The sequence below is a fragment of the Microbacterium sp. NPDC087665 genome, assembly GCF_044743285.1.
GTDB lineage: Bacteria > Actinomycetota > Actinomycetes > Actinomycetales > Microbacteriaceae > Microbacterium.
On the sequence record NZ_JBIUWD010000001.1, the window covers coordinates 100,121 to 122,577 of the forward strand.

The following is a 22,457-nucleotide window of genomic DNA, read 5'->3' on the forward strand; positions in this document are numbered from 1 at the left end:
CGAGCATAACTTCACATCCGCAGCGGCTCGATCCAGGTGGTCAGCTCGTCGAGGACCTCGGGGATCGGCGCGACCCCCAGGCCCGGCCCCGTCGGGACGGTCAGGTGCCCGTCGCGCATGACGAAGGGCTCGGTGAGATCGGTCTTGTAGAACCGGTCGCTGGCCGACACATCTCCGGGCAGCGTGAAGCCGGGGAGGGCGGCGAGGGCGACGTTGGCCGCGCGCCCGAGACCGGACTCGACCATGCCGCCGCACCAGACCGGCACGCCGTTCGCGACGGCGAGATCGTGGATGCGCCGCGCCTCGAGGTACCCGCCGACGCGCCCCGGCTTGATGTTGATGATGCTCGTGGCTCCGAGGCGTATGGCGGCAGCGGCGGTCTGCGCCGAGGTGATCGACTCGTCGAGGCAGATGGGCGTGCGCACGAGGCGCGCGAGTTCGGCGTGCCCGAGGATGTCCTCCTCTTCCAGGGGCTGCTCGATCAGCAGCAGATCGAACTCGTCGAGCCGGGCGAGATGGGTCGCATCGCGCAGCGTGTAGGCGGTGTTCGCGTCGACCTGCAGCTGCACGTCGTCGCCGATGCGCTCGCGCACCGCCCGGACGACGTCGACGTCCCAACCGGGCTCGATCTTCAGCTTGATGCGCACGTACCCCTCGTCGAGATACGCGTCAACGGCGTCGAGGAGCCGGGGGATCTCGTCCATGATGCCGACGGAGACCCCGCACGGCACGGTGGTGTGCACTGCGCCGAGCTCGCGCGCGAACGAGCGTCCGGCGGCACGCAGTTCGGCGTCGAGCACCGCCATCTCGATCGCCGCCTTCGCCATGCGGTGACCCTTGATGTGGCCGAGCAGCTCGCCGATCATGTGCGCGCCCGCGAACTCGACTCCCGCCAGCGCCGGCGCCATGACGCGGCGGATGACGTCGACCGCGCCATCGGTGTACTCGGGCGAGTAGACCGGATCGGGCAGCGTGACGCACTCGCCCCAGCCCTCCTCCCCGTCGACGACCACCCGCACGAGCAGGATGTCCTTCGCCGTCTGGGTGCCGAACGACGTGCGGAACGGAGAGACGAGCGGCATCGCCACGCGGCGCAGCTCCAGTTCGTCGATCTTCATCGTTGTTCCTTCCCCGGGCGCACGAGGTAGCCCTCGCCGCGGTCGAATCCGATGATGCGGCCACCCGCATCGAGGAGTGCGGTCAGTTCGTCACGCACGCGCGCTCGCCACTCCCGGGCGTCGGCGGGATGCTCCCGGCGCAGGCGCTCGATGTCGTCGGGCACCGCGACCGAGACGTCGCCGGGCTCGCGCACCGTCGGGGCGAGCGGGGTTCCCCCGGCACAGGCGACGGCCTCGTCGCTGCGCAGATTCCAGCTGATGAGCAGCCGGTCGGTCTCGTCGTCGCCGTTCACGCCGTCGGCGATGGCGCCGTAGAAGTTGGCCAGGTACTCGACCGGCCGCGCCCCGAGCTTGGTGATGTTGAAGTGGGCGTTGCGCGCGACGAGCGGATCGAAGGTCCACTCGATCACGTCGATGCCCCGCGCCAGCGCCCAGGCCCGCTGGTGCTGCTTGAGCGCGAACCCGACGGCGCGGCCGACGTGTTCCCGCGAGATCCCGGCGATGTGGCTGTGCAGCGCATGCCGCTCGGGGTCGGCGTGGAACGCGATCGCCACACCGATCAGACGTTCGTCGGCGAACGCGCCGCCGACGTAGTTGCCTGCTTTGCTCAGTGCGCGCAGCAGTTCGGGCGGCACCGGGGGATTCTCGGCCGTGCGCTTCCAGATCTCCGACAGCAGACGGATGCCGTCGGCCTGCTCGGCGATGCCGGTGAGCTCGCGCACCACGACGCCCGATCGGGAGGCGGCGAGCGCGGCGTCGTCGGCGGCCTTCGCGACGACCGTGTCGCTTCGGGTCAGGCGTGCCATGGCTCATCCGTTCTCGATATCGCGTGCATCAGTTCTGTGAGCAGGCGCGTGCGCGGGGCCAGTTCCGCGACGACGACGTGCTCGTGCTCGGCGTGCGCTCCCCCGCCGACGGCGCCGAGTCCGTCGAGCGTCGGCACGCCGATTCCCGCGGTGAAGTTGCCGTCGCTCGCGCCGCCCACCGCGACGTCGGCCACGGGCGGGAGTCCGAGCCGGTGGGCGGTCCGTCCCGCCAGGGCGACGAGCGCGGACGACATCCCTGCTTCCATCGGCGGTCGATTGATGCCGCCGCGCACCCGGAAGGCCGCATCGGGATGGGCGGGGACGAGGGCCCGCAGCGCACGATCGACTCGCTCGAGTTCGGCCGCGGTGCGGGCCCGCACGTCGATCCACAACCGGGCACCGGCGGGGACGGTGTTCGTCGTCGTGCCCGACTCGGCCCGGGTGGGCGTGACCGTCGTGCCCGCGTCGGGATCGCCGAGGGCGGCGACGGCGAGCACGAACCGTGCGAGTTCGACCGTCGCGTTCACGCCGCGCTCGGGTTCGAGTCCCGCGTGCGCCGCGCGCCCGGTGACCTCCACGTCGTACAGGCCCACGCCCTTGCGGGCGCTCTTCCAGGCACCGCCATCGGCCGAGGCCTCGAGCACCAGCGCGGCCGCGGCACCCCGGGCGGTCTCCTCGATCAGCGCGCGCGAGTTCGGGGAGCCGAGTTCTTCGTCCCCCGTCACCAGCAGCGTCATCCCGTCGCGGTCGGCGAGCGCCGCCAGCGCGTGGAGCGCCATCGCGAGACCGGCCTTCATGTCGAAGCATCCGGGTCCGCGCAGGATGCCGTCGCTCACCGAGAACGGCAGGCGTTCGGCCGTGCCGAGCGGCCACACCGTGTCGTGGTGCGCGACCAGCAGCACCCGCGTCGCCGGACCGAAGCGCCAGCGCAGGTGCGTGACACCACCGACCACGATGCGCTCCGGCTCGATGCCCAGCAGCTCCGCGCCGACCGCGGCGACGACATCGGCGGAGCGGGCGACCGCCGCGAGATCGGACGATGGCGACTCGCACTCGACGAGGCGCCGGATCGTCTCGACGATCGCGGTATCGGTCACCCCCTCGACCGGGAGCGCGGGCAGGGTGGTCATGCGCCGCTCGTCACCTTCGGCGTCGCCCGCGCACCGAAGTGCAGGTACTGCTCGCCGCTCGGGATCGAGTAGAAGGTGGCGGTCATCCAGGTCTGGGCGCCCGGCTCGCGCAGCGCGAACACGCCGTCGCTGAAGGGCGTGAGCGGGTACTCGTCGACGGGGTCCGGCAGCATCTCGGCGAGAGGGCCGAGCACGGTCGTCCGCAGCATCGGGCCGTCGTCGCCGACGTACACCTCGCTGCGCACGGATGCCCGCTCGTACACGCCGACGTACGGCGTGATGTCGACCTCGACCGGCTCGGTCGGCGGCTCGACGGCATCCATCATCCGCACGTCCGAGAGCTCGGCGAAGATCTCCCGGTAGAGGTCGCCGTAGAGGTCGCGGGTGTGACCGCCGTTGGTGAGGAGCGTGACGGCGACCCCGGTCTCCGGGTGCACGCGCAGGAATGCGGCCTGGCCGATGGTGTTGCCATCGTGGCCATAGAGGCGCGCACCGTTCCAGTCGAAGCGGATCCACCCGAGACCCCACGAATCGCCGAGCACGTGCTTGTCGGGCACCTCGGCGTGGAAGGCCTGCATGTCGGTGACGGTGTCGTCGTCGAGCAGACGCGTGCCGTCGGCAGCCACTCCGCCCGCGAGGTGCAGGCGGGCGAAGGCGAGCACATCGGCCGCCCGCGCGCTGATGAGACCGGCGGGTCCGACCGAGCGCGGCAGACCCCAGACGGGGGCGACCTCGAGTCCGTGCTCACCGGGCTCGTGCCCGACCGCGGCGGAGTGCATGATCGCCTCTTCCGGAAGGGTCACCGTGTGGGTGAGACCGAGGGGCGTGAAGAGCAGCTCGCGCATCGCCTCGTCCCAGACCTTGCCGGTGACCTGCTCAATGATGCGTCCGAGCAGCACGAAGCCGGAGTTGCAGTACGACCACGTCGCCCCCAGCGGGTGGTTCTGGCCCACCTCCGACAGCAGGTCGACGTACGCCGCGATGCAGTCGTCGCCGCGGCCGGTGTCGGTGAAGACGTCGCCGTCGATGCCGCTGGTGTGGGTGAGCAGGTGGCGCACGGTGACGCCGTCGGTCAGCTCGTCGTTGATCAGGCGCAGGTCGGGGAGCACGTCCTTGGCCCGTGTGTCGAGCGTGAGGCGCCCCTGCTCGACCAGCCGCAGGATGACGGTGGCCGTCCACACCTTCGAGATGGAGCCGATCTGGAACAGCGAATCCGGGAGCACCCGCGCCGACTCGGCCGGCAGGCTGGTGTTGAGCACCCCGGTCGTGACGGTCACGACGTCGTCGCGTCCGTCCGGGTCGTAGCGCAGGATGCCGAGCTGCGCGCCGGGAACGCCGTGGCGCTTCGCCAGCACTTCGAGGCGGTGCTGCCAGTGGGCGGCGTCGATCGCGCCGGGACGGGGACCGCGCGTGCTGCCCGCGAAGCGCTCCACCCAATCGACCACGCGCCGGGCGTAGTCGACGCGGTGACTGGGCACGCCCATCAGCGGGAAGATGTGGCTGCCGCCCGGGTAGAGCACGAGGCTGGTGGGCACGCCGCGCTCACGCAGGGCGTAGTGCCACTGCTGCGCCTGGTGCACCGGGCAGCGGAGATCCTTCTCGCCGTGCAGCACGAGCGTCGGCGTGTTCACGCGGTCGACGCTCGAGTACGGCGACATCTCGGCGAGACGCTCGCGCTGGGCCGAGTCCCACGGCATGATGCCGATCTCGAAGAGGTTCAGCAGGTGCGCGTCGTCGCTCGTGCCGCCCATGCTGACCATGTCGGCCACGATGCCGCCAGCGACCGCCGCGGAGAACCGGTCGTCGTGGCCGGTCAGGTACGCGGTCATGTACCCGCCGTAGCTGTATCCGGTGACGGCGAGGCGGGCGGGGTCCGCCACCCCCTCGGCGACGAGCTCGTCGACGGGTTCGAGGAAGTCCTTCGCATCGCTGACGCCCCACGCCCCGTTGACGCCCTTCCAGAACTCCTCGCCGTAGCCGTCGCTGCCGCGCGGGTTGATCATGACGATCGTCCACCCCTGGGCGGCGAGCTCCTGATGGAAGACGTGCATCTCGTCGACGGCACCGTTCCACGCGTTGTGCGGTCCACCGTGCACGTCGACCAGCAGCGGGGTCGCCCCCGTGACCGCCGGATCGCGCACGATCCACGCCTGCACGGTCGTGCCGTCGCTGATCGTGAACTCGCGGCTCTGCCGCACGAAGAGCTCGGCGCCGTGCGGAGCCGCACCGTGCGCAGTGAGCACGGAGGTCTCGCCCGATGCGACGTCGAGACGCAGGATCTCGCCGAACGATGTCGGCGTCGAGAGGGCGATGACCGCCGCGTCGCCGGCGATCGACAGACCGCTCACGACCTCGTCGGTGCCGCCCGCCACGTGACGCGCCTCGCCGCCGGTCACCGGCACCCCGTAGAGGTGGGTGGCTCCGCGATCGCGGATAGCGAAGAGCACCTCGCCGGATGCCGTCACCTGCGGCAGAGCGCCCGGGTACGCGGGTGCACCGGGCATGACGTTGCGGTCGAGTTCCGCGGCGAGCCGGGTCACCTCACCCGAGGCGAGGTCGACCGAGAAGAGGCCGGTGTGGCCGTCGGGCTCGCCGTCCCATCCCGCCACGACGAGTCGATCGCCGTCGGGGGTGAAGGTCACGGTCGCCGCGTATCCCTCGGCGAAGCCGAGCAGACGCGGTGCCGCCGCCGGGTCGTGCGGGTCGCGGCCGAACACCGCCGAGCGGTAGGTCAGGTCGTCGACGCCGTCGGGCCGGGCGACGTAGGCGAGGGTCGTGCCGTCGGGCGACCAGGCGGGGCTGTCGGCTCCCCGATCGCCGTCGGTGAGCCGGGTGACGCGGTCGTCGTCCAGGTCGAGCACGTGCAGCTGCCCGCGGATGCCGCGGGTGAACCAGGCGCCGTCGGCCATGTAGTCGACGCCCTCGGTGACGATCGGCGTCTTCTCCAGCGCGTCGCGCTGCTCGGCGGTCTCGCCCTCGGTGTTCGGCGCGATCGCGGCGGTAAAGGCGATGCGCGTGCCGTCGGGGCTCCACACCGGAGCACCGGCGCCGCGCGTCAGCGATGTGCGCTGCTGCGGCTCGCCACCCGCGAGGGGTAGCGTCCACAGCTGCCCGTCGCGCAGGAACGCGAGGTGCTCACCGTCGGGCGAGAACGCCGGAGCGGCATCCGATGTGCCGTGCGTGAGACGCCGAGCACCCCCGGCATCCACCATCCAGAGCGAGCTCGTGGCCCGGTCGCCGTCGACGTCGATGCCGCCGAGGACGTACACCGTGCGGTCGCCCGAGGGCGAGAGCGCGGGCTGGCTGGGAACGGTCAGAGCGAGGACATCGTCGATGCGCATTCTCCGGGTCACGGTGAGGCTCCTTCGGTTTCGACGCGAGTCGCGTCTGGTGTCGTTCGGGGGGGGTGTCGGGGGTCGTCAGGGGGTGTACTGGATCGGTCGGGGGATGGCGCTGAGCAGTTCGCGGGTGTACTCGTCCTGCGGATCGCCGAGCACGTCGGCGGTCGTCCCCTCCTCGACGATCCGCCCGTCGTGCATGACGGCCACCCGCGAGGCGACGTAGCGCACGACGGCGAGGTTGTGCGAGATGAAGAGCATCGACAACCCCAGCTCGGCCTGCAGCTCGCGGATGAGGTTGAGGATCGTCCCCTGGATCAGCACGTCGAGCGCCGACGTGATCTCATCGGCAATGAGCACCCGGGGTCGGCCCGCCAGCGCCCGGGCGATCGCCACGCGCTGCCGCTGGCCGCCGGAGAACCGCGCCGGGTAGGCGTCGGCCTTGTCGGGGTCGAGGTGCACGAGTTCCAGCAGGCGTGCCGTCTCGGCCGCCCGCGCGCGCCGGGTCATCCCCGAGGGCATGACCTCGGAGATGCTCGAACCGATCGTCATGCGCGGGTCGAGCGACGAATACGGGTCCTGGAACACCATCTGCAGCTGCCGCGGCCCCCGGCGAGGGATCGGAGCCCCGTCGAGCAGGATGCGCCCGGCGTGCAGCGGCACGAGGCCGACCGCGGCCCGCGCGAGGGTCGACTTGCCCGACCCCGACTCGCCCACCACGCCGACGATCTCGCCGTCCGGCACCACGAGTGACACGCGGTCGACGGCGGTCATCGCGGCGCGGCCAACCCCGTACCGCACCGTCACGTCGTCGAACTGCAGTTCGCTCATCGCACACCCGCCTCGGCCTGGTCGCTCGGTTCCTTCGCATCGGTCCGCGGCGCCCCGGATGCCCCGGCATCCGATTCCCCGGCATTCTTCCCCGCCGCGGCGAGGCTGTCGACGTCGAGCGTCGCCAGGGGCCGATCGAGGGCGGTGCCCATGTGCGGCACCGCAGACAGCAGCGCCCGCGTGTACGGGTGGCGGGCGGAGGAGAGATCGGAGGCCGGCAGCTCCTCGACGATCTCGCCGGCGTACATGACCAGCACCCGATCGCACAGTTCCGCCACCACCGAGATGTCGTGGCTGATGAACAGCACCGACGCGCCGTTCTCGTCGCGGATGGCGCGCAGCAGATCGAGCACCTGGCTCTGCACCGTCACGTCGAGGGCGGTCGTCGGTTCGTCGGCGATGATCAGACGCGGCGTGAGCATGATGCCCATGCCGATCATGGCGCGCTGGCGCATGCCGCCCGAGAACTCGTACGGATACTGGCGCACACGGCGCTTCGGGTGCGTGATCCGCACCGCGGCGAGACGGTCGGCGGCCCGGGCGAGCGCGTCGCGGTGGCTCGCTCCGGCGTGCTCGGTGGCGACCTCGGCGAGCTGCTCGCCCATGCGCATGGTGGGGTTGAACGACGACATCGGGTCTTGGAACACCATCGCCATCGACGTGCCGAGCAGTCGCCGCAGTCGCGCCTTGCCGGTGGTCAGCAGGTCGGTTCCCAGGAATCGCAGGGCGGATGCCTCCACCCGGCCTGGCTCCTCGATCAGGCGTGCGACGGCGAGGGCGGTCATCGACTTGCCCGACCCCGAGGCTCCGACGATACCGACGATCTCTCCCTGCTCCACGGTGAACGAGACACCCCGCACCGCGTGGACCGGGCCGGTCGCGCCGGGGAACTCGACCCGCAGGTCGGAGACCTCCAGCACCGGGTCGCCATCGCTGATCGGGGCGGCCGCCGCTGCGGGGCCGCGCGTCGACGCTCGGGGCGTGCGCAGCCGACGCCGCACGCCCGCGCCGAGCAGCACGTCGTCGCCCATGCCGAGGCTGCGCGCCGCCGATTCGCCGGTGAGGTTGAAGGCGAGGCCGGCGATCACGACGGCGAGACCGGGGGCGAGCGCGGCAAGGGGGTTGGTGTAGATGCCGCGGACGCCGTCCATCATCAGGCGGCCCCAGTCGTACTCCGGCGGCTGCACGCCGAGGCCGAGGAACGAGAGTCCCGCGAAGGCGAGCAGGGCGCCGCCCGCGCCGACCGTGGCGTTGACGATCAGCGGTTCGCCGATGTTCGGCAGCACGTGCCGGAACAGCACCCGCAGCCGCCCCACTCCCCCGACCCGGGCGGCGGAGATGAAGTCCCGCGCCTCGATGCCGGCGATGAGGTTCTGGCAGAGGCGGGCGAACGACGGGGCCCCGGCGAGCCCGATGGCGAACACGGCCGCGGTCGCCGTGCTGCCGAAGATCGCCGCGAAGAACAGGGCGAGCAACAGGCCGGGGAAGGCGACGGCGATGCCGGTGAACCAGGTCACCGCGCGTCCCAGAACGCGGCCGAGCAACAGCGGCGCAACGCCCAGGACCAGTCCGGCGGTCACTGCCACGGCCGTGGCGAGCAGGGCCAGGGCGACGGACAGGCGGGTGGCGACCAGCGTGCGCAGCAGCAGGTCGCGACCGAGATTGTCGGTGCCGACGGGATGCTCCGCCGACGGGCCCGCCAGCAGGTCGCCGGTGTCCTTCACGTTCGCCTGTTCGCCCCAGAGGAGCGGCGCGAGCACGGCCGTGACGACCACCAGCGCGAGGAGCGCGAGTGCGGTCGCCCCCAGGGGGCTGCGGAGCATCGTCCGGAGTGTGCGCATCATCCCTCCGCCACGGTCGACTGCGGGTCGAGCACGGCGAGCACCGCATCGACGATGGTGTTGACCAGCAGCACGCCCACACCGTAGACGAGCACCGTGCCCTGCACCAGCGGGAAGTCCTTGGTCTGGATCGAGCCGACGATCGTGCTGCCGAGTCCGGGCCAGGCGAACACCGTCTCGACGAGCACGGTGCCGGCCACCAGTCCGCTGAGCAGCAGACCGCCGAGCGTCAGCGACGCCGTGACCGCGTTGGGCAGCACGTGGCGCATGTTGATGCGTCGGGGGCGCAGCCGTTTCGACTGGGCGGTGCGCACGAAGTCGGTCTCGAGCACCGACAGCACCTCGATGCGCAGGATGCGGGCGAGCACGGCAGCCGGTCCCAGGGCGAGAGCGAGCACCGGGAGGATGTACGACAGGGGGCCCTCCCGCCCGGCCACCGGCAGCCAGCCGAGTTGCACGCCGAACACCGAGACCAGGGCGACGGCGAGGAGGAACTCGGGGATCGAGCCGAGCAGCACACTCGATGAGCTGAACCCCAGCTCGAGCCCGCGCGCCCGACCGCGTTGCGTCGCGATCGCCACGGCCATGCCGATCGGGATTGCGATGAGCATAGCCACGACGAACGCGAGCACCGCCAGCGTCACCGTCGCCGGCAGCCGCTGCGCGATGATCTGCGAGACCGGGAGCTGGGATTGGATCGAGACGCCCAGGTCACCGGTGAACACCCCCTGGATGTAGTGCAGGTACTGCTGCCAGATCGGGTCGTTCAGCCCCAGGCTCTCGCGCCGCGACGCGACCACCTCCGCCGAGGCGTTGGGACCCATGGCGGCGCGGATCGGATCGCCCGGCACGAGGTGGATCATCAGGAACGACGCCGTGATGAGCACCCACAGCGAGACGAGCAGCCGTCCGGCGCGGCGGAGGATGAACCGGGGCCAGCGATTGTCGCTGACACGGGCGTCGTCCTCCGCCAGGCGGGTGGCCATCGTCGTCATCGGGTGTCCTCGCAGGTCTCAGGGGCGGTGGATGCCGGGATCAGCCGCGCAGGCGGATGGAGGTCGGCGAGACGTTGCCGAGCCAGTCGAACTCGGCGCCGTTCCCGAACATGTAGACGGTGGTGTTCGCGAACGGGACGATGTCGGCGTCTTCGAACAGCGCCGTCTCGGCCTTCTGCCAGGCGGGGCATCCGTCACTGCCGGGCAGCTGCACGGCCTCGGCGACTGCCGCGTCGTAGTCGGCGTTCTGGATGTGCGAGAAGTTCGTGCCCTCGGGCGGCACCGTGCCGCTGACGAAGCCGATCATCTGGTCGGGGCTGTTGACGCTGACGGTGACCCAGCTGATATCCCACGCGCCGGTGCCGAAGAGGGCGTCGAGCAGCACGGTCTCGTCCTGCTGCTTGCCCTCGACCTGCACGCCGATCTCCTGCCACGCCTCCATCGCGAGCTCGGCGGCTGCCGCGGCCGCGGCCCCGATGCTGCTGTCGTAGAGGAACGTCAGGCTGAGCTTCGTGCCGTCCTTCTCGCGCACGCCGTCGGCGCCGAGCACCCATCCGGCGTCGTCGAGCATCTGGTTCGCGGCGTCGACGTCGAAGGCGGGCACGGAGCCGGACACGGAGTCGTAGGTGCATCCGACCGGGGCGACCGTGGCGAGGGCGGTTGCAGAGCCCCCCTTGCCGGCGGTGATCACGCCTGCCAGCTCGTCGAGGTCGACGGCCTGGGTGAGGGCCATGCGCACGGCGGGATCGCTGGTCGGGTGCCCCTCGGCGTGGTTGTACCACTGCTCGCCGGCAACGGCGGTGGATTCGCGGGAGAAGAGGTCGGCACCGATCGCGCGATCGGCGTCGGGACCGGTCAGCTGGGCGGCGTTCACCTCACCCGAGAGCAGCAGGTTCGCGGCGGTGGTGCCGTCTGAGACGATGCGCACGTTCACCTTCGCCGGGATGCCTTCTTCGGCCGTCGTCGCTCCGTCCGGGCCCCAGGTGTACTCGTCGCGCACCTCGAAGGTGTAGTGGTCGTTCGGCACGGCCTCGGTGAGGACGTACGGACCCGTGCCGTTCGAAGCGGAGGCGAGCAGCGAGCGGTCCTCGAGCCCCGCCGCACACACCATCGGCAACCCGGAGAGGCCGAGCAGCAGGAATGGTGCCGGCGCGCTCAGCGTCATGGTGATGGTGTCGCCCTCGGCGACCGTGGTGATGCCCGCCGGCAGGAAGGCACCGAGGAATGCGCTCTGGTTGTCGGGATCCGAGATCCAGTTCAGGTTGTCGGCCGCGGTCTGCGCGGTGAACTCGGTGCCGTCGCTGCAGGTGATGCCCTCGTTGATCGTGAGGGTGGCGGTGGTGCCCTCGACATTCCACTCCGACGCCAGCTGGCTGAGGATCTCGCCCTCACCGTCGACGCTGACGAGGGTGTCGTACGCGTACTTGCTGAGGTCGAAGAGGGCGCTTCCCGCCGACATCTGCGGGTCGAGGTTGCCGGGATCCGTGTCGAGGATCTGCGTGAAGGTGCCGCCCTCGACAGGGGCGCCACCTCCTCCGTCGGATCCGCATCCGACGAGGACGAGAGCGAGGGCGGTCACGGCGGTCACGGCGCCGGCCACGGAGCGTTTGGGGGTCATTTCGTTCCTCCTGGGCGATGAGAGTTCGGGTCATGCCTGCAGTGCGGTGGTGCCGGAAATGCGGTGGTTCTGGATGTTGTCGGAGCGGATGCTGTCGGTGCGGGTTACAGGGGGATGCGGTTCAGCGGGCACGCGCGAGCGCGCGCCCTACGTGCACGAAGGAGTGCCGACCATCCGCCGCCGGCGCGAGGAAGGCGAGCACGACGTGCATGCCCTCGAGCGGCTCGCGCATGATGAGCGAGTCATCGCCGAAGGCGACGAGTTCGGTGCGAGAGGCCTCGCCGCCGAGCTCGACGAGCGAGGGCGCCGGCCGCTGCTCGAGCCAGAGGCGGCCGTCGTCGTCCTGCGACACCTCCATCTCGACGGTGGAGTTCGAGAAGACGCCGAGATACGGGGCGATGTCGATGTCGGGTGCGTCGACGGGCGGGGCGGGCTGGTCGGGAAGGCCCGCACCGGTGAGTTCGCGCAAGAGCGGATCGGCGATGTCGTGGAAGAGACCCTGCGCATCGCCGCCGTTGGTGAGCAGCACGACCGCGACGTTCGCCTGCGGGTCGATGCGCAGGAACGAGGACTGCCCGATGGTGTTGCCGTCGTGGCCGTAGAGGAGTTGCTCACCCGTACGATCGATCTCCCAGCCCAGCCCCCACGCCGATCCCATGGCCGTGAGCCGCGGCAGGTCGACGAGCGGTGTGCGCATCGCCTCGACCGAGGCCGACGAGAGCACGCGCTCCCCGTCGGGCGCGAGGCCGTCGGCGAGCTGCATCCGTGCGAACCCGGCCAGGTCGCGAGCCGTCATCGACAGCATCGATCCGGCGGGAGCGTTCGAGGGGGCCATCGCCCACAGCGGCGCAGGTGTCGCGACACCGTCGTCGTCCGGACCGAGGTGGCCGACCGCGACGCGGTGGAGGATCGCTTCGTACGGGCTCGGCGACACCCGCTCGAGTCCGAGCGGGTGCACGATGCGCTCGGTCAGCGCCTGAGCCCAGGTGGTGTCGCGCATCCGCTCGACCAGGCGTCCGAGAAGCACATAGCCGGCGTTGTTGTAAGAGAACATCGTGCCGGGTGCGAAGATCTGCGGCAGTTCTGCGAGCAGTTCGACGTACTTCTCGATGGCGTCGTCGCCACGGCCGGTGTCGGTGAAGACGTCGCCCTCGAATCCGGCCTGGTGGCTCAGCAGCTGGCGCACGGTGATGGCGGATGCCGCCTGCTCGTCGGCGAGGTGGAACTCGGGGAGGTAGGTGCGGATCGGCGCGTCGAGTTCGACGAGTCCGTCGTCGACGAGCTGCATGACGAGGGTCGCGGTCCACACCTTCGTGATCGATCCGATCTGGAAGATCGAGTCGGTGGTGGCCTCGATCCCGGTGGCGGTGCTCAGCACTCCGGTGGCGAGGTCGACGATCTCACCGTCGACCAGCACGGCCACGGAGGCCGCCGGAACTCCGCGTTCGCCCGCCTTGCGGGCGAGCGTTCCTCGCACGAACTCGATGACCTCGTCGGAGCTCTTCATGGGTTCACCCTAGGCGCGGGCGGAGAGCGACCTTTTGTTCAGATGAACAGGATGAAGGTATCCCGTTCGTCCGTATGAACAAGCCGCTCCCGTCAGCCCCGGATCAGGCGACGCCAGGCGAGTTCGGCCAGAACGGATGCCTGCAGCGGCAGCACCGCGTCGTCGAAGACCGTGTGCTCGGCGTGCATCGGCACCGGGCCCGCCGCGGTCATCGCGCCGACGAACACGAGCGCGCCGGGCACCTCCTGCAGCACGTACGAGAAGTCTTCCGAGGCCATCGACGGCTCGGGCAGTCGCGTGACGCGCTCCACCCCGACGAGTTCCTCGAGCACGGCCAGCACCTCGCGCGTCTCGGCCGGGTCGTTGTAGGTGACGGGGTACGAGGCGATGAACTCGGCGTCCAACCGGCATCCGTTCGCTGCGGCGATGCCGGTGAGCAGCGTCGGCAACTCGGTGCGCACGGTGTCGAGGGTGGCCATCGACAGGGTGCGGATGTTCGCCTCCATGCTCACCGTCGAAGCCAGCACGTTGCTCGCCTCGGAGTCGCTCGAGAGCCGGGTGATCGAGATGACGGCCTGGTCGGTGGCCGGCAGGCGTCGCGCGGCGAAGGTCTGCACCGCGAGGATCAGCTGCGCGGCGACCGGAACCGGGTCGATCGCCAGCTGCGGGAAGGCGGCGTGCCCGCCCGTGCCGTGCAGGGTGAGGCGCAGCGCACTGGCGCTCGCCATCATGGCCCCCTCGCGGGTGACGAGCTGCCCGAACGGGGTCGCACTGTCGACGTGCACCGCGTAGGCCGCGACGGGCTTCTCGCCCGCGGCGTCGAGCACGCCCTCGTCGATCATGAGGCGACCACCCGCGTAGCCCTCTTCCCCGGGCTGGAACATGAACGCGATCGTGCCCGGCAGCTCGTCGCGACGCGCAGCCAGCAGCCGCACGGCACCGAGCAGTCCGGCGATGTGCAGGTCGTGTCCGCACGCATGCATGGCAGCGGATGCCGCGGCGAACGGCAACCCGGTCGATTCGGTGAGTGGCAGACCGTCCATGTCTCCGCGCAACAGCACGACGGGCCCAGGGCGGCCGCCGCGCAGCACGGCCGTGACCGACGACAGTGCGGTCCCGCGCGTGATCTCCAGTCCGAGGCCGTCGAGTTCGCGCAGGATGATGCGCTGCGTTTTGGGCAGCTCGAGACCCACCTCGACCGCCGCGTGCAGCTCGCGCCGCACCGCGATCAGATCGTCGCGGAGCGCGTCGGCCGCCTCCGCGAAACGAGAACCCATCAGAACAGCATCCGCTCACCGAGCACGGGCACGGCGTCGAGCAGATCCTGCGTGTAGGGGTCGCCCGGGTGGGCGAGCAGCGCCTCGGTCGGCCCGGATTCGACGACCTTGCCGTGACGCATCACGCACACCTCGTCGCTGATGTACCGCACGACGGCGAGGTTGTGAGAGATGAAGAGCATCGAGATGTCGAGCTCCTGCTGCAGTTCGCGCAGCAGGTTGAGGATCGCCCCCTGCACCGACACGTCGAGTGCGCTGGTGACCTCGTCGGCGATGAGCACCGACGGCTCTCCGGCGAGCGCCCGGGCGATGGTGATGCGCTGGCGCTGTCCGCCCGAGAAAGCGCCCGGGCGCTCTCCGGCGCGGTCGGGGTCGAGGTGCACCTGGGCGAGAAGCTGCCGCACCCGGGCGATGCGCTCGGCCCGCGTCCAGCGGCGACCGGTCGCCTTCAGCGCCTCGGCGATCGAGTCGCCGATGGGCATGAGCGGGTCGAGGGCCGAGAACGGGTCCTGGAAGACCAGTTGCATGCGGCGACGGGTGCGTCGGGCCGCGGCACCCGCGCCCACGGCATCCGCACCGTCGACCCGGATCGACCCGGACTCGGGCCGCACGAGCCCGACCGCGGCGGCCGCGATCGTGCTCTTGCCCGAGCCGGACTCGCCGACCAGACCCAGCGTGCGCCCCTTGGGCACCGCCAGGTTCACGCGCTCGACCACACGGGTGCGTCCGTAGCGCACGCTCAGGTCGTCGATCTCCAGTGCGTTCACACCGGCACCTCCCGGTCGTTGATCGTCGGGGCGACGGCATCGTCGAGCGACTCGAGCGATTCGTCGAGCGCTTCGGGCAGCAGTTCCGGCGGGATCACCGGCAGCGGCTGGGTGCGGTCGCTGGTCATGTCGGGCAGGCACGCGATGAGCGCCTTCGTGTACGGATGCTGGGCGTCCTCGCGGATGCGGTCGGCCGAGAGCGACTCGACGACCCGCCCGTCCTTCATCACGATCACGCGGTCGCAGAACGCCGACACGAGGGCGATGTCGTGCGAGATGAACACGATCGCGGCCCCGGTCTCTTCCTGCGCCCGGTGCAGCACGCCCATGACCTGCCGCTGCACGGTGACGTCGAGGGCGGTGGTGGGTTCGTCGGCGATGATGAGGCGCGGCTTGCCGGTGAGGGCCATGCCGATCATCGCGCGCTGACGCATGCCGCCCGAGAACTCGTGCGGGTACTGCTTCAGGCGTGCGGTGGCGTTCGGGATGCCGACCGCGTCGAGGGCATCGGCCGCGCGGGCCCGCGCCTCTTTGGGGCGCATGCCCATGTGCACCTCGGGCACCTCGGTGAGCTGACGCCCGATCGTGAGGGCCGGGTTGAGCGAGGTGAGCGGATCCTGGAAGATCATGCCCAGCTCGACGCCCAGGCGTGCCCGATCGGATGCCGTGAGCGTGCGGGTCATGTCGAGGTCGTCGAAGCGGTGCGCCGAGGTGGTGATGCGGGCGTCGTCGCCGAGGAGCCCGGCGAGCGCCATCGCGGTGAGCGACTTGCCCGATCCCGATTCGCCGACGATGCCGACGATCTCGCCGCGTGCGACCTGCAGGTCGACGCCGCGCACGCGCTCGATGAGGCCGCCGTCGGCGGTGGGGAACGCGATGTGCAGGTCGGTGATCTCCGCGATCAGTTCGCGGTCGGATGCGGTGGCCTCCGGGGCGAGTTCGCGGCGACGCGCGGTGATCGTCACCGACCCGGCCGCGCGGGCGGCCACGGCGCGCAGACCGTCTCCGCGCGATCCGGCGACCGCCTCGCTGAGCAGCGTGAACACCAGACCCGCGAGAACCACCGCGATGCCGGGGCCGACCGCCGCGAGGGGGTTGATGTAGATGCGCAGGATGCCCTCCTGCAGCATCCGCCCCCAGTCGTAGGCGGGAGCCTGCACGCCCAGACCGAGGAACGACAGCCCGGCGAACGACAGCAGCGTGACGCTCGCGGTCGCCGCGGCGTTGACGAAGAACGGGTTGGCGATGTTGGGCAGCACGTGCCGCACCAGGATGCCGACCGGACCGACGCCGACGACCCGGGCGGCGCGCACGTAGTCGCGTCCCGAGACCGAGGCGGCCAGGTTGTAGACCAGGCGGGCGAACGAGGGGATGCCGGCGAAACCGATCGCGAGCATCGCCCCGGTCGCCGTCGCACCCCAGATGACCGTGAAGAAGAGAACCATCAGCAGCCACGGGAATGCGAGCAGGATGTCGAGGAGTCCGGTGAACCAGCGGCGCGGATACTTCGGCAGGATGCTGGCGACGAGGCCGAACACCACCCCGCCGATGAGCGCGATCGCGGTGGCACCCAGGGTGAGCAGCAGGGTCAACCGGGTGGCGACCAGAACGCGGGCGAACACGTCGCGCCCGAGTTCGTCGGTGCCGAACGGATGCGCCGCGCTGGCCGGCAGCAGTCGGGACGAGACATCGGTCGCCTCGGCGGCGGCGCCCCAGATGACGGGACCCGCGACGGCGAGGAACACCAGCAGCGCGGTGCCGACGAGCGCCGAGATCGTGAGGGGATTGAGGAGTTTGGTGCGCACGGACATGTCTCAGCCCTCCGTGATCGACGAGCGGGGATCGATGGTGGCGAGGATGACGTCGACGACGAGGTTCACGCCGAGCACGATGAGCGCATAGACGATCACCACGCCCTGCACCATCGGGTAGTCCTTCGCGCCGACCGACGAGACCATGATGGTGCCGAGCCCGGGGATGGCGAAGACGGTCTCGATCAGCACGGTGGCCGCGGTGAGACCGGCGAGGATCAGCCCGCCGACGGTCAGCGACGCCGTGACGATGTTGGGCAGCGCGTGACGCAGGTGGATCAGGCGCCGCGGCAGCCGCTTGGCCCGCGCGGTCGTCATGTAGGTGGTGTCGAGCACCGCCAGCATCTCGACCTGCACGATGCGCACGAGGTAGGCCATGGGCCCGATCGCGAGCGCGATCACCGGCAGCACGGCATCCGCGGGTTTGCCCCATCCGGCCGCCGGCAGCCAACCGAGCTGCACGGCGAAGAGCGAGATCAGGCCGACCGCCACGAGGAAGCTGGGCACCGCGATCAGGATGCCGAGCACCGCCGAGACCGCCATCGAGAGGCCGCGGCGACGACCCGAGCGGGCGAGCACCGCCGCGCCGATGCCGGCCGGGAGCGCCCCGACCACGGCGATGATGAACGCGAGCACGGCGAGCAGCAGCGTCGTCGGGAACCGCTGGGCGATCACATCGCCCACCGGCCGCTGCAGTCGCACCGAGGTGCCCAGGTCTCCGGTGAACAGCCCGCCGATGAAGCGGAAGAACTGCTCGTACATCGGACGGTCGAGTCCGAGCTGCACGCGCGTCGCCTCGACGAGCTGCGGGGTGGCGCTCTGGCCGAGTGCCGCACGCACGGGGTCACCGGGCACGAGGTACATCAGCAGGAACGAGGCCACGACGACGACGGCCAGCGAGATCACCAGTCGTCCGAGTCGTCGCAGCAGGAAGGCGGTGCGCGGCGAGAGGCCCCGCCGCAGACGGCGCTCCTCCACCCGCGCCGCCAGGGCGGCCGTGGTCGTGTCGACCACCTCGGCGGTCGCGAGCGGAGGAGTCGTCATGTCAGCCGAGCATCCGGATCGAGGTGGGCTGGATGTTGTTCGGCTGCTCGAAGACCGCGCCCGACTGGTAGGTCGGGAGGATGTTGTCGGTCACCGGGAACACGTCGAAGCGGTTGATCAGTTCAGCCTCGGCATCCTGCCAGATTCCGCAGCTGTCTTCGGGAGTCGCACTGGACGCCTCGGCGGCGAGCGCCGAGTACTCGGGGTTGTCGACGAACATGAAGTTCAGACCGCCCTGGTCGGGGGTGGCTCCGTCGAAGAAGGTCGACAGCACCACGGGTCCGCCCGGTGCCACCTGCACCCAGCCGGTGTCCCAGTCGAACGTCGACCACAGCTGCTCCGACCACGCCGCCGCGTCATTGGCGGAGAGTTCGGTGGTCACTCCCAGAGCATCCCACGTCTCCTTGACGAGCTCGGCCGCGGCCGCGTGCGTCGAGGTCGGCGCGTTGTAGACGAACTTGATGACGAGCGGCTCGCCGTCCTTCGAACGCTGGCCGTCGGAACCGACCGTCCAGCCGGCCTCGTCGAGCAGTTCGGCGGCACGGTCGAGGTCGGTCGCGGGAAGCTCCCACTTCGGACCGTCGGCGACGCAGAGCAGCGGGTTCTTGGTGACGAGCGAGACGGACTCGAGTCCTTCACCATCGGCGATGACCGTGCCGACCTCGTCGCGATCGATCGCGATCGAGAGGGCCTCGCGCACGAGCGGGTCGGAGAACGGACGCCCCTCCTTCTCGTTGAAGAGGATCATGCCGACGGGGTTGCGCACACCCGTGTGGGTGAGGCCGGCGCCGTCGAGGCGGGAGCGGTCGGCGCCCGAGATCGTCGCGGCGTTGATCTCGCCGGAGACGAGCAGGTTCGCCGCGGTGCTCTCGTCGGTGACGACGCGCGCCTCGATCGTGTCGGGCAGGCCGACCGTCTCGCTGGTGACGTCGTCGGGGCCCCAGGTGTAGTCGTCACGCTTGGTGAACGTGTAGGTGTCACCGGGCTTGAGGTCGCTGAGGGCGAAGAGGCCCGTGCCGTCGGTCGCGTCGGAGAGCGTCGTCGGGTCGGCGAGACCCGTGTCGCACACCAGCATGATCGTGCCGACGTTGACCGCGAGGAACGGGTTGTTCTCGGTGCTCGTCACCGTGACGGTGTTGCCGTCGGCGGTGGCCGAGATCTTCTCGTCGATGACCGAGCCGTACGAGAACGTCGCGTTCTCGGGGTCGGCGTTGTAGTTGAGGTTGTCGGCGACGGTCTGCCCCGTGAACTCGGAGCCGTCGGCGCAGGTGATGCCCTCCTTCAGGGTGAAGACGACCTCGGTGCCCGTCTCCTCCCAGCTCTCGGCGAGCCAGGGCTCGAGTTCTCCGTCGGGGGTGACGGCGATGAGGGATTCGTAGGCGAGGGTGACGACGGCGAACGTGTCGGGCGAGACGGCCTTCAGCGGGTTGAGGTCGCCCGGGTCATCGCCGACGGCGGTGACGAAGGTGCCTCCCGAGACGAAGTCGCCTTCGGCGGGAGCGGGTTGATCGGTCGAACCCGCACACGACGTCAGTGTCAGCGCGAGGGCGGAGACAACGGCGGCCACGGGTAGTGCGGTACTGCGTTTCATTGCGATCTCCTTGTATCGGGTACGGGAAGGAAGGCTGTGGGGTCAGCGGACGGGGGCTTCGGCCGAGAGCCGGGCGAGGGGCCCGGCGGCCTTGACCGTCACGTTGACGGTGGGGTGGGCGGTGTAGGGAACGTGCGTCTCGAGCACCTCGACGACCGACACCTGCAGCGGGTCGGCGCCGGCCTGGATCGCCTTGGCGATGGCGGCTTCGGATGCCTGTTCGATGGCCGACTCGCGGTCGCCCATGGCGGCCATCTGGTCGGCGCGTCCGCCGGCGAGCGAGATCGCCGCACCGACGGCGTTCGCGACACCGCCGTGGTCGGGACGCAGGATGCGTCCGGCACTCGCCAGGTGGTCGGGAACGAGGAACCCGCCACCGCCGACGACGACGAGGGGGATGTCCATGCGTCCGAGCGAGAGGCGTTCGACGGCCTGCTCCAGACGGTCGGCGACGACCGCGAGGGCCCGTTCCAACGCCTCCGACATCGACGACGACAGCGCGGGGAGCGTGCGGCCGTCGATCGAACGACCGGCCAGAGCCGCAGCATCCGTCAGCGTCGGCGTGGAACCGCCGAACAGCAGCCCCTCCGGGTTGATGCGGTAGCCGACCGAGTCGGGTCCGACGCGGCCGGAGGCGACGTCGATCACGGTGCCGCCGCCGATGCCGACGCTGAGGATGTCGGGCATGCGGAAGTTTGTGCGCACCCCGCCGATCTCGCGGGGCAGCGTGGACTCCCGCGGGAATCCGCCGACGACCACGCCGAGGTCGGAGGTCGTGCCGCCCACGTCGATCACGATCGCGTCGTCGTGCCCCGAGAGGTACGCGGCCCCGCGGATCGAGTTGGCCGGCCCCGAACCGATCGTCATCACCGGGTACTGCGCCGCGTAGTCGAGCGACATCAGCGTGCCGTCGTTCTGGGCGAAGAAGGTGGCAGCGTCGAGGCCCTCCTCGGCGACGACCGTCACCAGCGCCTCGGTGACCGAGCGCGCGACACTGTAGAGCGCGGCGTTGAGCAGGGTCGCGTTCTCGCGTTCGAGCAGGCCGGTCGGACCGATGTCCTGGCTCAGGAACACCCGGGTGTCCTGGCCGAGGTGCGCGCGCAGCAGCTCGGCGACTTCGAGCTCCTGGTCGGGCGACGAGGGGCTGAAGATTCCGGCGACGGCGATCGCGTCGAAGTCGTCGAGACCGTCGACGAAACGCAGGATGCCGTCGCGATCGAGCGGCGAGATCGGCGTGCCGTCGACCATGTGACCACCGCCGAGCATCGCCGAACCCGCGAGCACCATGCGCACGAGGTCTTCGGGCCAGCCGGTCAGCGGCGGGTACTCGGTCGCGGCGGGAGCGCCGAGGCGGATCATCGCGACCCGGTCGAGCTGACGGCGCTGCACGATCGCGTTCGTGGCGTGGGTGGTGCCGAGCATGACGCGCGAGACGCGGGAACGGTCGTCGCCGATCGCGGCCAGCACATCGCGGATGCCCGCGCGGATGCCGCCAGTGATGTCATCGGTCGTGGCCCGTTTGGTCCACGCGAGCACCTGGCCGTCGCCGTCGAGCACGACCGCGTCGGTGTTGGTGCCGCCGACGTCGACGCCGATGGACAGATCGCGCGCGGTCATCGGCCGGCTCCTTCGAACGGGATGTAGGGCAAGTCGTAGCCGAAGGCCGCAGGACCGGCGAGCTCGAGCCCGCGCGGGGTGCGCCAGATCGGGTCGCACGCCCAGGCGAGCACCGAGACGCGTTGGCCGAAGCGCAGCATCTCGGTGGTGATGGCGTGGCCGGTCTCGGCGTCGATGATCGTGATGAGGTCGGGCACGCTCACCAGCACCTCGCCGTCTTCGAGCACGAGCAGGTTCTCGTTCTGCAGTTCCAGACGCTGCAGGCGGCCGCGGTCGTCACCGGTGCCGGTGATGGTGACCGAACCCCGCACGAACCCGCCGGCCGTGCGGCGGTCGAGGTCGGTGATCTTGCCGGTCATGAGCACGCGGGCGTCGAGCTCGGCGGCCACGGCGTTCACCGGGTCGGACGACGACATGAGTGCGTGCCCGACACGGATCGCCGCACTCACGGTGCCCTCGATCACGGCGCCGCGGGCGGTCTCGGCGGTGAGCGGGTAGTGGGCGGCGATGCAGATCGACCCGCTGGCGACGGTGAGTGCGCGGGCATGCCGTTCGAGCCAGTGCAGATCGACGGTCTTCATGATCGAGATGTTGCCGACGACGTCGCTCTGCACGGCCCACTCGCAGGGGACTCCGGCGACGTTCATCGCGACCATCGACGCGTCGGGGAAGGCACGGCCCATACCGTCGGCATCCAGCATCTTCAGGCCCAGACGTGCGGCCCAGCCGATCGGCTGCACGCCATTGCCGCCGCCGATCTCCGCCGCCATGAGCGTGGTGACCTTGCGTCCGAGAAGCTGCTCGGCTTCGGCGAGGAGCGAATGGATCTGGTCCTTGGCCGAGAGCATCTCGATGCCGACCGTCGGGGCGCCGATGCCCGACATGAGGATGACGACATCGTCGGGGCCGAGGTCGTCGACGGTGACCAGCGGAACCGGACCGTGCTCGCGGATCGCGTTCTCGACCATGATCTGGGAGGCGTACACGGCACCGCCGCCGCCGGTGCCGAAGATCGCGGTGCCGACTCCGAGCGCGGCGATGTCGTCTGCCGTGATCTCGGTGATCGGCGCCGCGGTGTGCGCGGCAGGGGAAGTCTGAGCCATGTGTTCACGCTACGGACGGATGCGGCGACGAGCAATGTCGCCTCCGTCTAGTGTTTCAAGGCA

The 22,457-nt window shown here is 70.5% G+C and carries 16 protein-coding genes; all 16 read right to left on the reverse strand.

Annotated elements, in window-relative coordinates:
* Positions 1 to 11: 11 nt before the first annotated feature.
* Positions 12 to 1,118, reverse strand: coding sequence for an o-succinylbenzoate synthase (gene menC / locus ACIOSY_RS00490; protein WP_400847320.1), 1,107 nt, complete (start codon positions 1,116 to 1,118; stop codon positions 12 to 14).
* The gene (locus tag ACIOSY_RS00495; protein WP_400847323.1) at positions 1,115 to 1,924 is read right to left on the reverse strand and encodes a GNAT family N-acetyltransferase; all 810 of its coding nucleotides are present in this window, start codon (positions 1,922 to 1,924) and stop codon (positions 1,115 to 1,117) included. Before ACIOSY_RS00495 ends, menC begins: the two co-directional genes overlap by 4 nt.
* Positions 1,912 to 3,054: a M20 family metallopeptidase gene (locus ACIOSY_RS00500; RefSeq protein ID WP_400847326.1), complete on the reverse strand. Its 1,143-nt coding sequence runs from the start codon at positions 3,052 to 3,054 to the stop codon at positions 1,912 to 1,914. Before ACIOSY_RS00500 ends, ACIOSY_RS00495 begins: the two co-directional genes overlap by 13 nt.
* The gene (locus ACIOSY_RS00505; RefSeq protein ID WP_400847329.1) at positions 3,051 to 6,407 is read right to left on the reverse strand and encodes a serine hydrolase; all 3,357 of its coding nucleotides are present in this window, start codon (positions 6,405 to 6,407) and stop codon (positions 3,051 to 3,053) included. Before ACIOSY_RS00505 ends, ACIOSY_RS00500 begins: the two co-directional genes overlap by 4 nt.
* Before the next feature lie 66 nt (positions 6,408 to 6,473).
* Positions 6,474 to 7,223 (reverse strand): ABC transporter ATP-binding protein, encoded by a 750-nt coding sequence (locus ACIOSY_RS00510; protein ID WP_400847331.1) that lies wholly within the window; start codon positions 7,221 to 7,223, stop codon positions 6,474 to 6,476.
* Complete coding sequence (locus ACIOSY_RS00515; RefSeq protein ID WP_400847334.1) at positions 7,220 to 9,046, reverse strand: dipeptide/oligopeptide/nickel ABC transporter permease/ATP-binding protein; 1,827 nt, start codon at positions 9,044 to 9,046, stop codon at positions 7,220 to 7,222. Before ACIOSY_RS00515 ends, ACIOSY_RS00510 begins: the two co-directional genes overlap by 4 nt.
* Before the next feature lie 17 nt (positions 9,047 to 9,063).
* The gene (locus ACIOSY_RS00520; protein WP_400847337.1) at positions 9,064 to 10,059 is read right to left on the reverse strand and encodes an ABC transporter permease; all 996 of its coding nucleotides are present in this window, start codon (positions 10,057 to 10,059) and stop codon (positions 9,064 to 9,066) included.
* A 40-nt stretch (positions 10,060 to 10,099) separates the two neighbouring features.
* Positions 10,100 to 11,677, reverse strand: a complete 1,578-nt coding sequence (locus ACIOSY_RS00525; RefSeq protein ID WP_400847340.1) for an ABC transporter substrate-binding protein — start codon at positions 11,675 to 11,677, stop codon at positions 10,100 to 10,102.
* A gap of 121 nt (positions 11,678 to 11,798) precedes the next feature.
* Positions 11,799 to 13,184: a serine hydrolase domain-containing protein gene (locus ACIOSY_RS00530; RefSeq protein WP_400847343.1), complete on the reverse strand. Its 1,386-nt coding sequence runs from the start codon at positions 13,182 to 13,184 to the stop codon at positions 11,799 to 11,801.
* Between the two features lie 92 nt (positions 13,185 to 13,276).
* Positions 13,277 to 14,461 carry a M20 family metallopeptidase gene (locus ACIOSY_RS00535; protein ID WP_400847346.1) on the reverse strand — a complete coding sequence of 395 codons (1,185 nt, stop codon included), beginning with the start codon at positions 14,459 to 14,461 and terminating at the stop codon, positions 13,277 to 13,279.
* Positions 14,461 to 15,228 carry an ABC transporter ATP-binding protein gene (locus tag ACIOSY_RS00540; protein ID WP_400847349.1) on the reverse strand — a complete coding sequence of 256 codons (768 nt, stop codon included), beginning with the start codon at positions 15,226 to 15,228 and terminating at the stop codon, positions 14,461 to 14,463. Before ACIOSY_RS00540 ends, ACIOSY_RS00535 begins: the two co-directional genes overlap by 1 nt.
* Positions 15,225 to 17,039, reverse strand: a complete 1,815-nt coding sequence (locus ACIOSY_RS00545; RefSeq protein ID WP_400847352.1) for a dipeptide/oligopeptide/nickel ABC transporter permease/ATP-binding protein — start codon at positions 17,037 to 17,039, stop codon at positions 15,225 to 15,227. The genes ACIOSY_RS00540 and ACIOSY_RS00545 overlap by 4 nt, the downstream gene beginning before the upstream one ends.
* A 3-nt stretch (positions 17,040 to 17,042) precedes the next feature.
* Entirely contained in the window at positions 17,043 to 18,083 is a 1,041-nt protein-coding gene (locus ACIOSY_RS00550) for an ABC transporter permease (protein WP_400847355.1), read from the reverse strand.
* Between the two features lies 1 nt (position 18,084).
* Positions 18,085 to 19,674, reverse strand: a complete 1,590-nt coding sequence (locus tag ACIOSY_RS00555; RefSeq protein ID WP_400847359.1) for an ABC transporter substrate-binding protein — start codon at positions 19,672 to 19,674, stop codon at positions 18,085 to 18,087.
* Between the two features lie 42 nt (positions 19,675 to 19,716).
* Positions 19,717 to 21,291: a hydantoinase/oxoprolinase N-terminal domain-containing protein gene (locus tag ACIOSY_RS00560; protein ID WP_400847362.1), complete on the reverse strand. Its 1,575-nt coding sequence runs from the start codon at positions 21,289 to 21,291 to the stop codon at positions 19,717 to 19,719.
* Complete coding sequence (locus ACIOSY_RS00565; RefSeq protein ID WP_400847364.1) at positions 21,288 to 22,394, reverse strand: DUF917 domain-containing protein; 1,107 nt, start codon at positions 22,392 to 22,394, stop codon at positions 21,288 to 21,290. Before ACIOSY_RS00565 ends, ACIOSY_RS00560 begins: the two co-directional genes overlap by 4 nt.
* Positions 22,395 to 22,457: the final 63 nt, after the last annotated feature.

Excerpts from the sequence above, each read along its gene's own strand:
- ACIOSY_RS00525 (WP_400847340.1), bottom strand. The coding sequence starts at position 11,677 with ATGACCCCCAAACGCTCCGTGGCCGGCGCCGTGACCGCCGTGACCGCC.
- ACIOSY_RS00530 (WP_400847343.1), bottom strand. The coding sequence starts at position 13,184 with ATGAAGAGCTCCGACGAGGTCATCGAGTTCGTGCGAGGAACGCTCGCC.
- ACIOSY_RS00495 (WP_400847323.1), bottom strand. The coding sequence starts at position 1,924 with ATGGCACGCCTGACCCGAAGCGACACGGTCGTCGCGAAGGCCGCCGAC.
- ACIOSY_RS00510 (WP_400847331.1), bottom strand. The coding sequence starts at position 7,223 with ATGAGCGAACTGCAGTTCGACGACGTGACGGTGCGGTACGGGGTTGGC.
- ACIOSY_RS00560 (WP_400847362.1), bottom strand. The coding sequence starts at position 21,291 with ATGACCGCGCGCGATCTGTCCATCGGCGTCGACGTCGGCGGCACCAAC.
- ACIOSY_RS00555 (WP_400847359.1), bottom strand. The coding sequence starts at position 19,674 with ATGAAACGCAGTACCGCACTACCCGTGGCCGCCGTTGTCTCCGCCCTC.
- menC (WP_400847320.1), bottom strand. The coding sequence starts at position 1,118 with ATGAAGATCGACGAACTGGAGCTGCGCCGCGTGGCGATGCCGCTCGTC.
- ACIOSY_RS00500 (WP_400847326.1), bottom strand. The coding sequence starts at position 3,054 with ATGACCACCCTGCCCGCGCTCCCGGTCGAGGGGGTGACCGATACCGCG.
- ACIOSY_RS00545 (WP_400847352.1), bottom strand. The coding sequence starts at position 17,039 with ATGTCCGTGCGCACCAAACTCCTCAATCCCCTCACGATCTCGGCGCTC.
- ACIOSY_RS00520 (WP_400847337.1), bottom strand. The coding sequence starts at position 10,059 with ATGACGACGATGGCCACCCGCCTGGCGGAGGACGACGCCCGTGTCAGC.
- ACIOSY_RS00515 (WP_400847334.1), bottom strand. The coding sequence starts at position 9,046 with ATGCTCCGCAGCCCCCTGGGGGCGACCGCACTCGCGCTCCTCGCGCTG.
- ACIOSY_RS00550 (WP_400847355.1), bottom strand. The coding sequence starts at position 18,083 with ATGACGACTCCTCCGCTCGCGACCGCCGAGGTGGTCGACACGACCACG.
- ACIOSY_RS00535 (WP_400847346.1), bottom strand. The coding sequence starts at position 14,461 with ATGGGTTCTCGTTTCGCGGAGGCGGCCGACGCGCTCCGCGACGATCTG.
- ACIOSY_RS00565 (WP_400847364.1), bottom strand. The coding sequence starts at position 22,394 with ATGGCTCAGACTTCCCCTGCCGCGCACACCGCGGCGCCGATCACCGAG.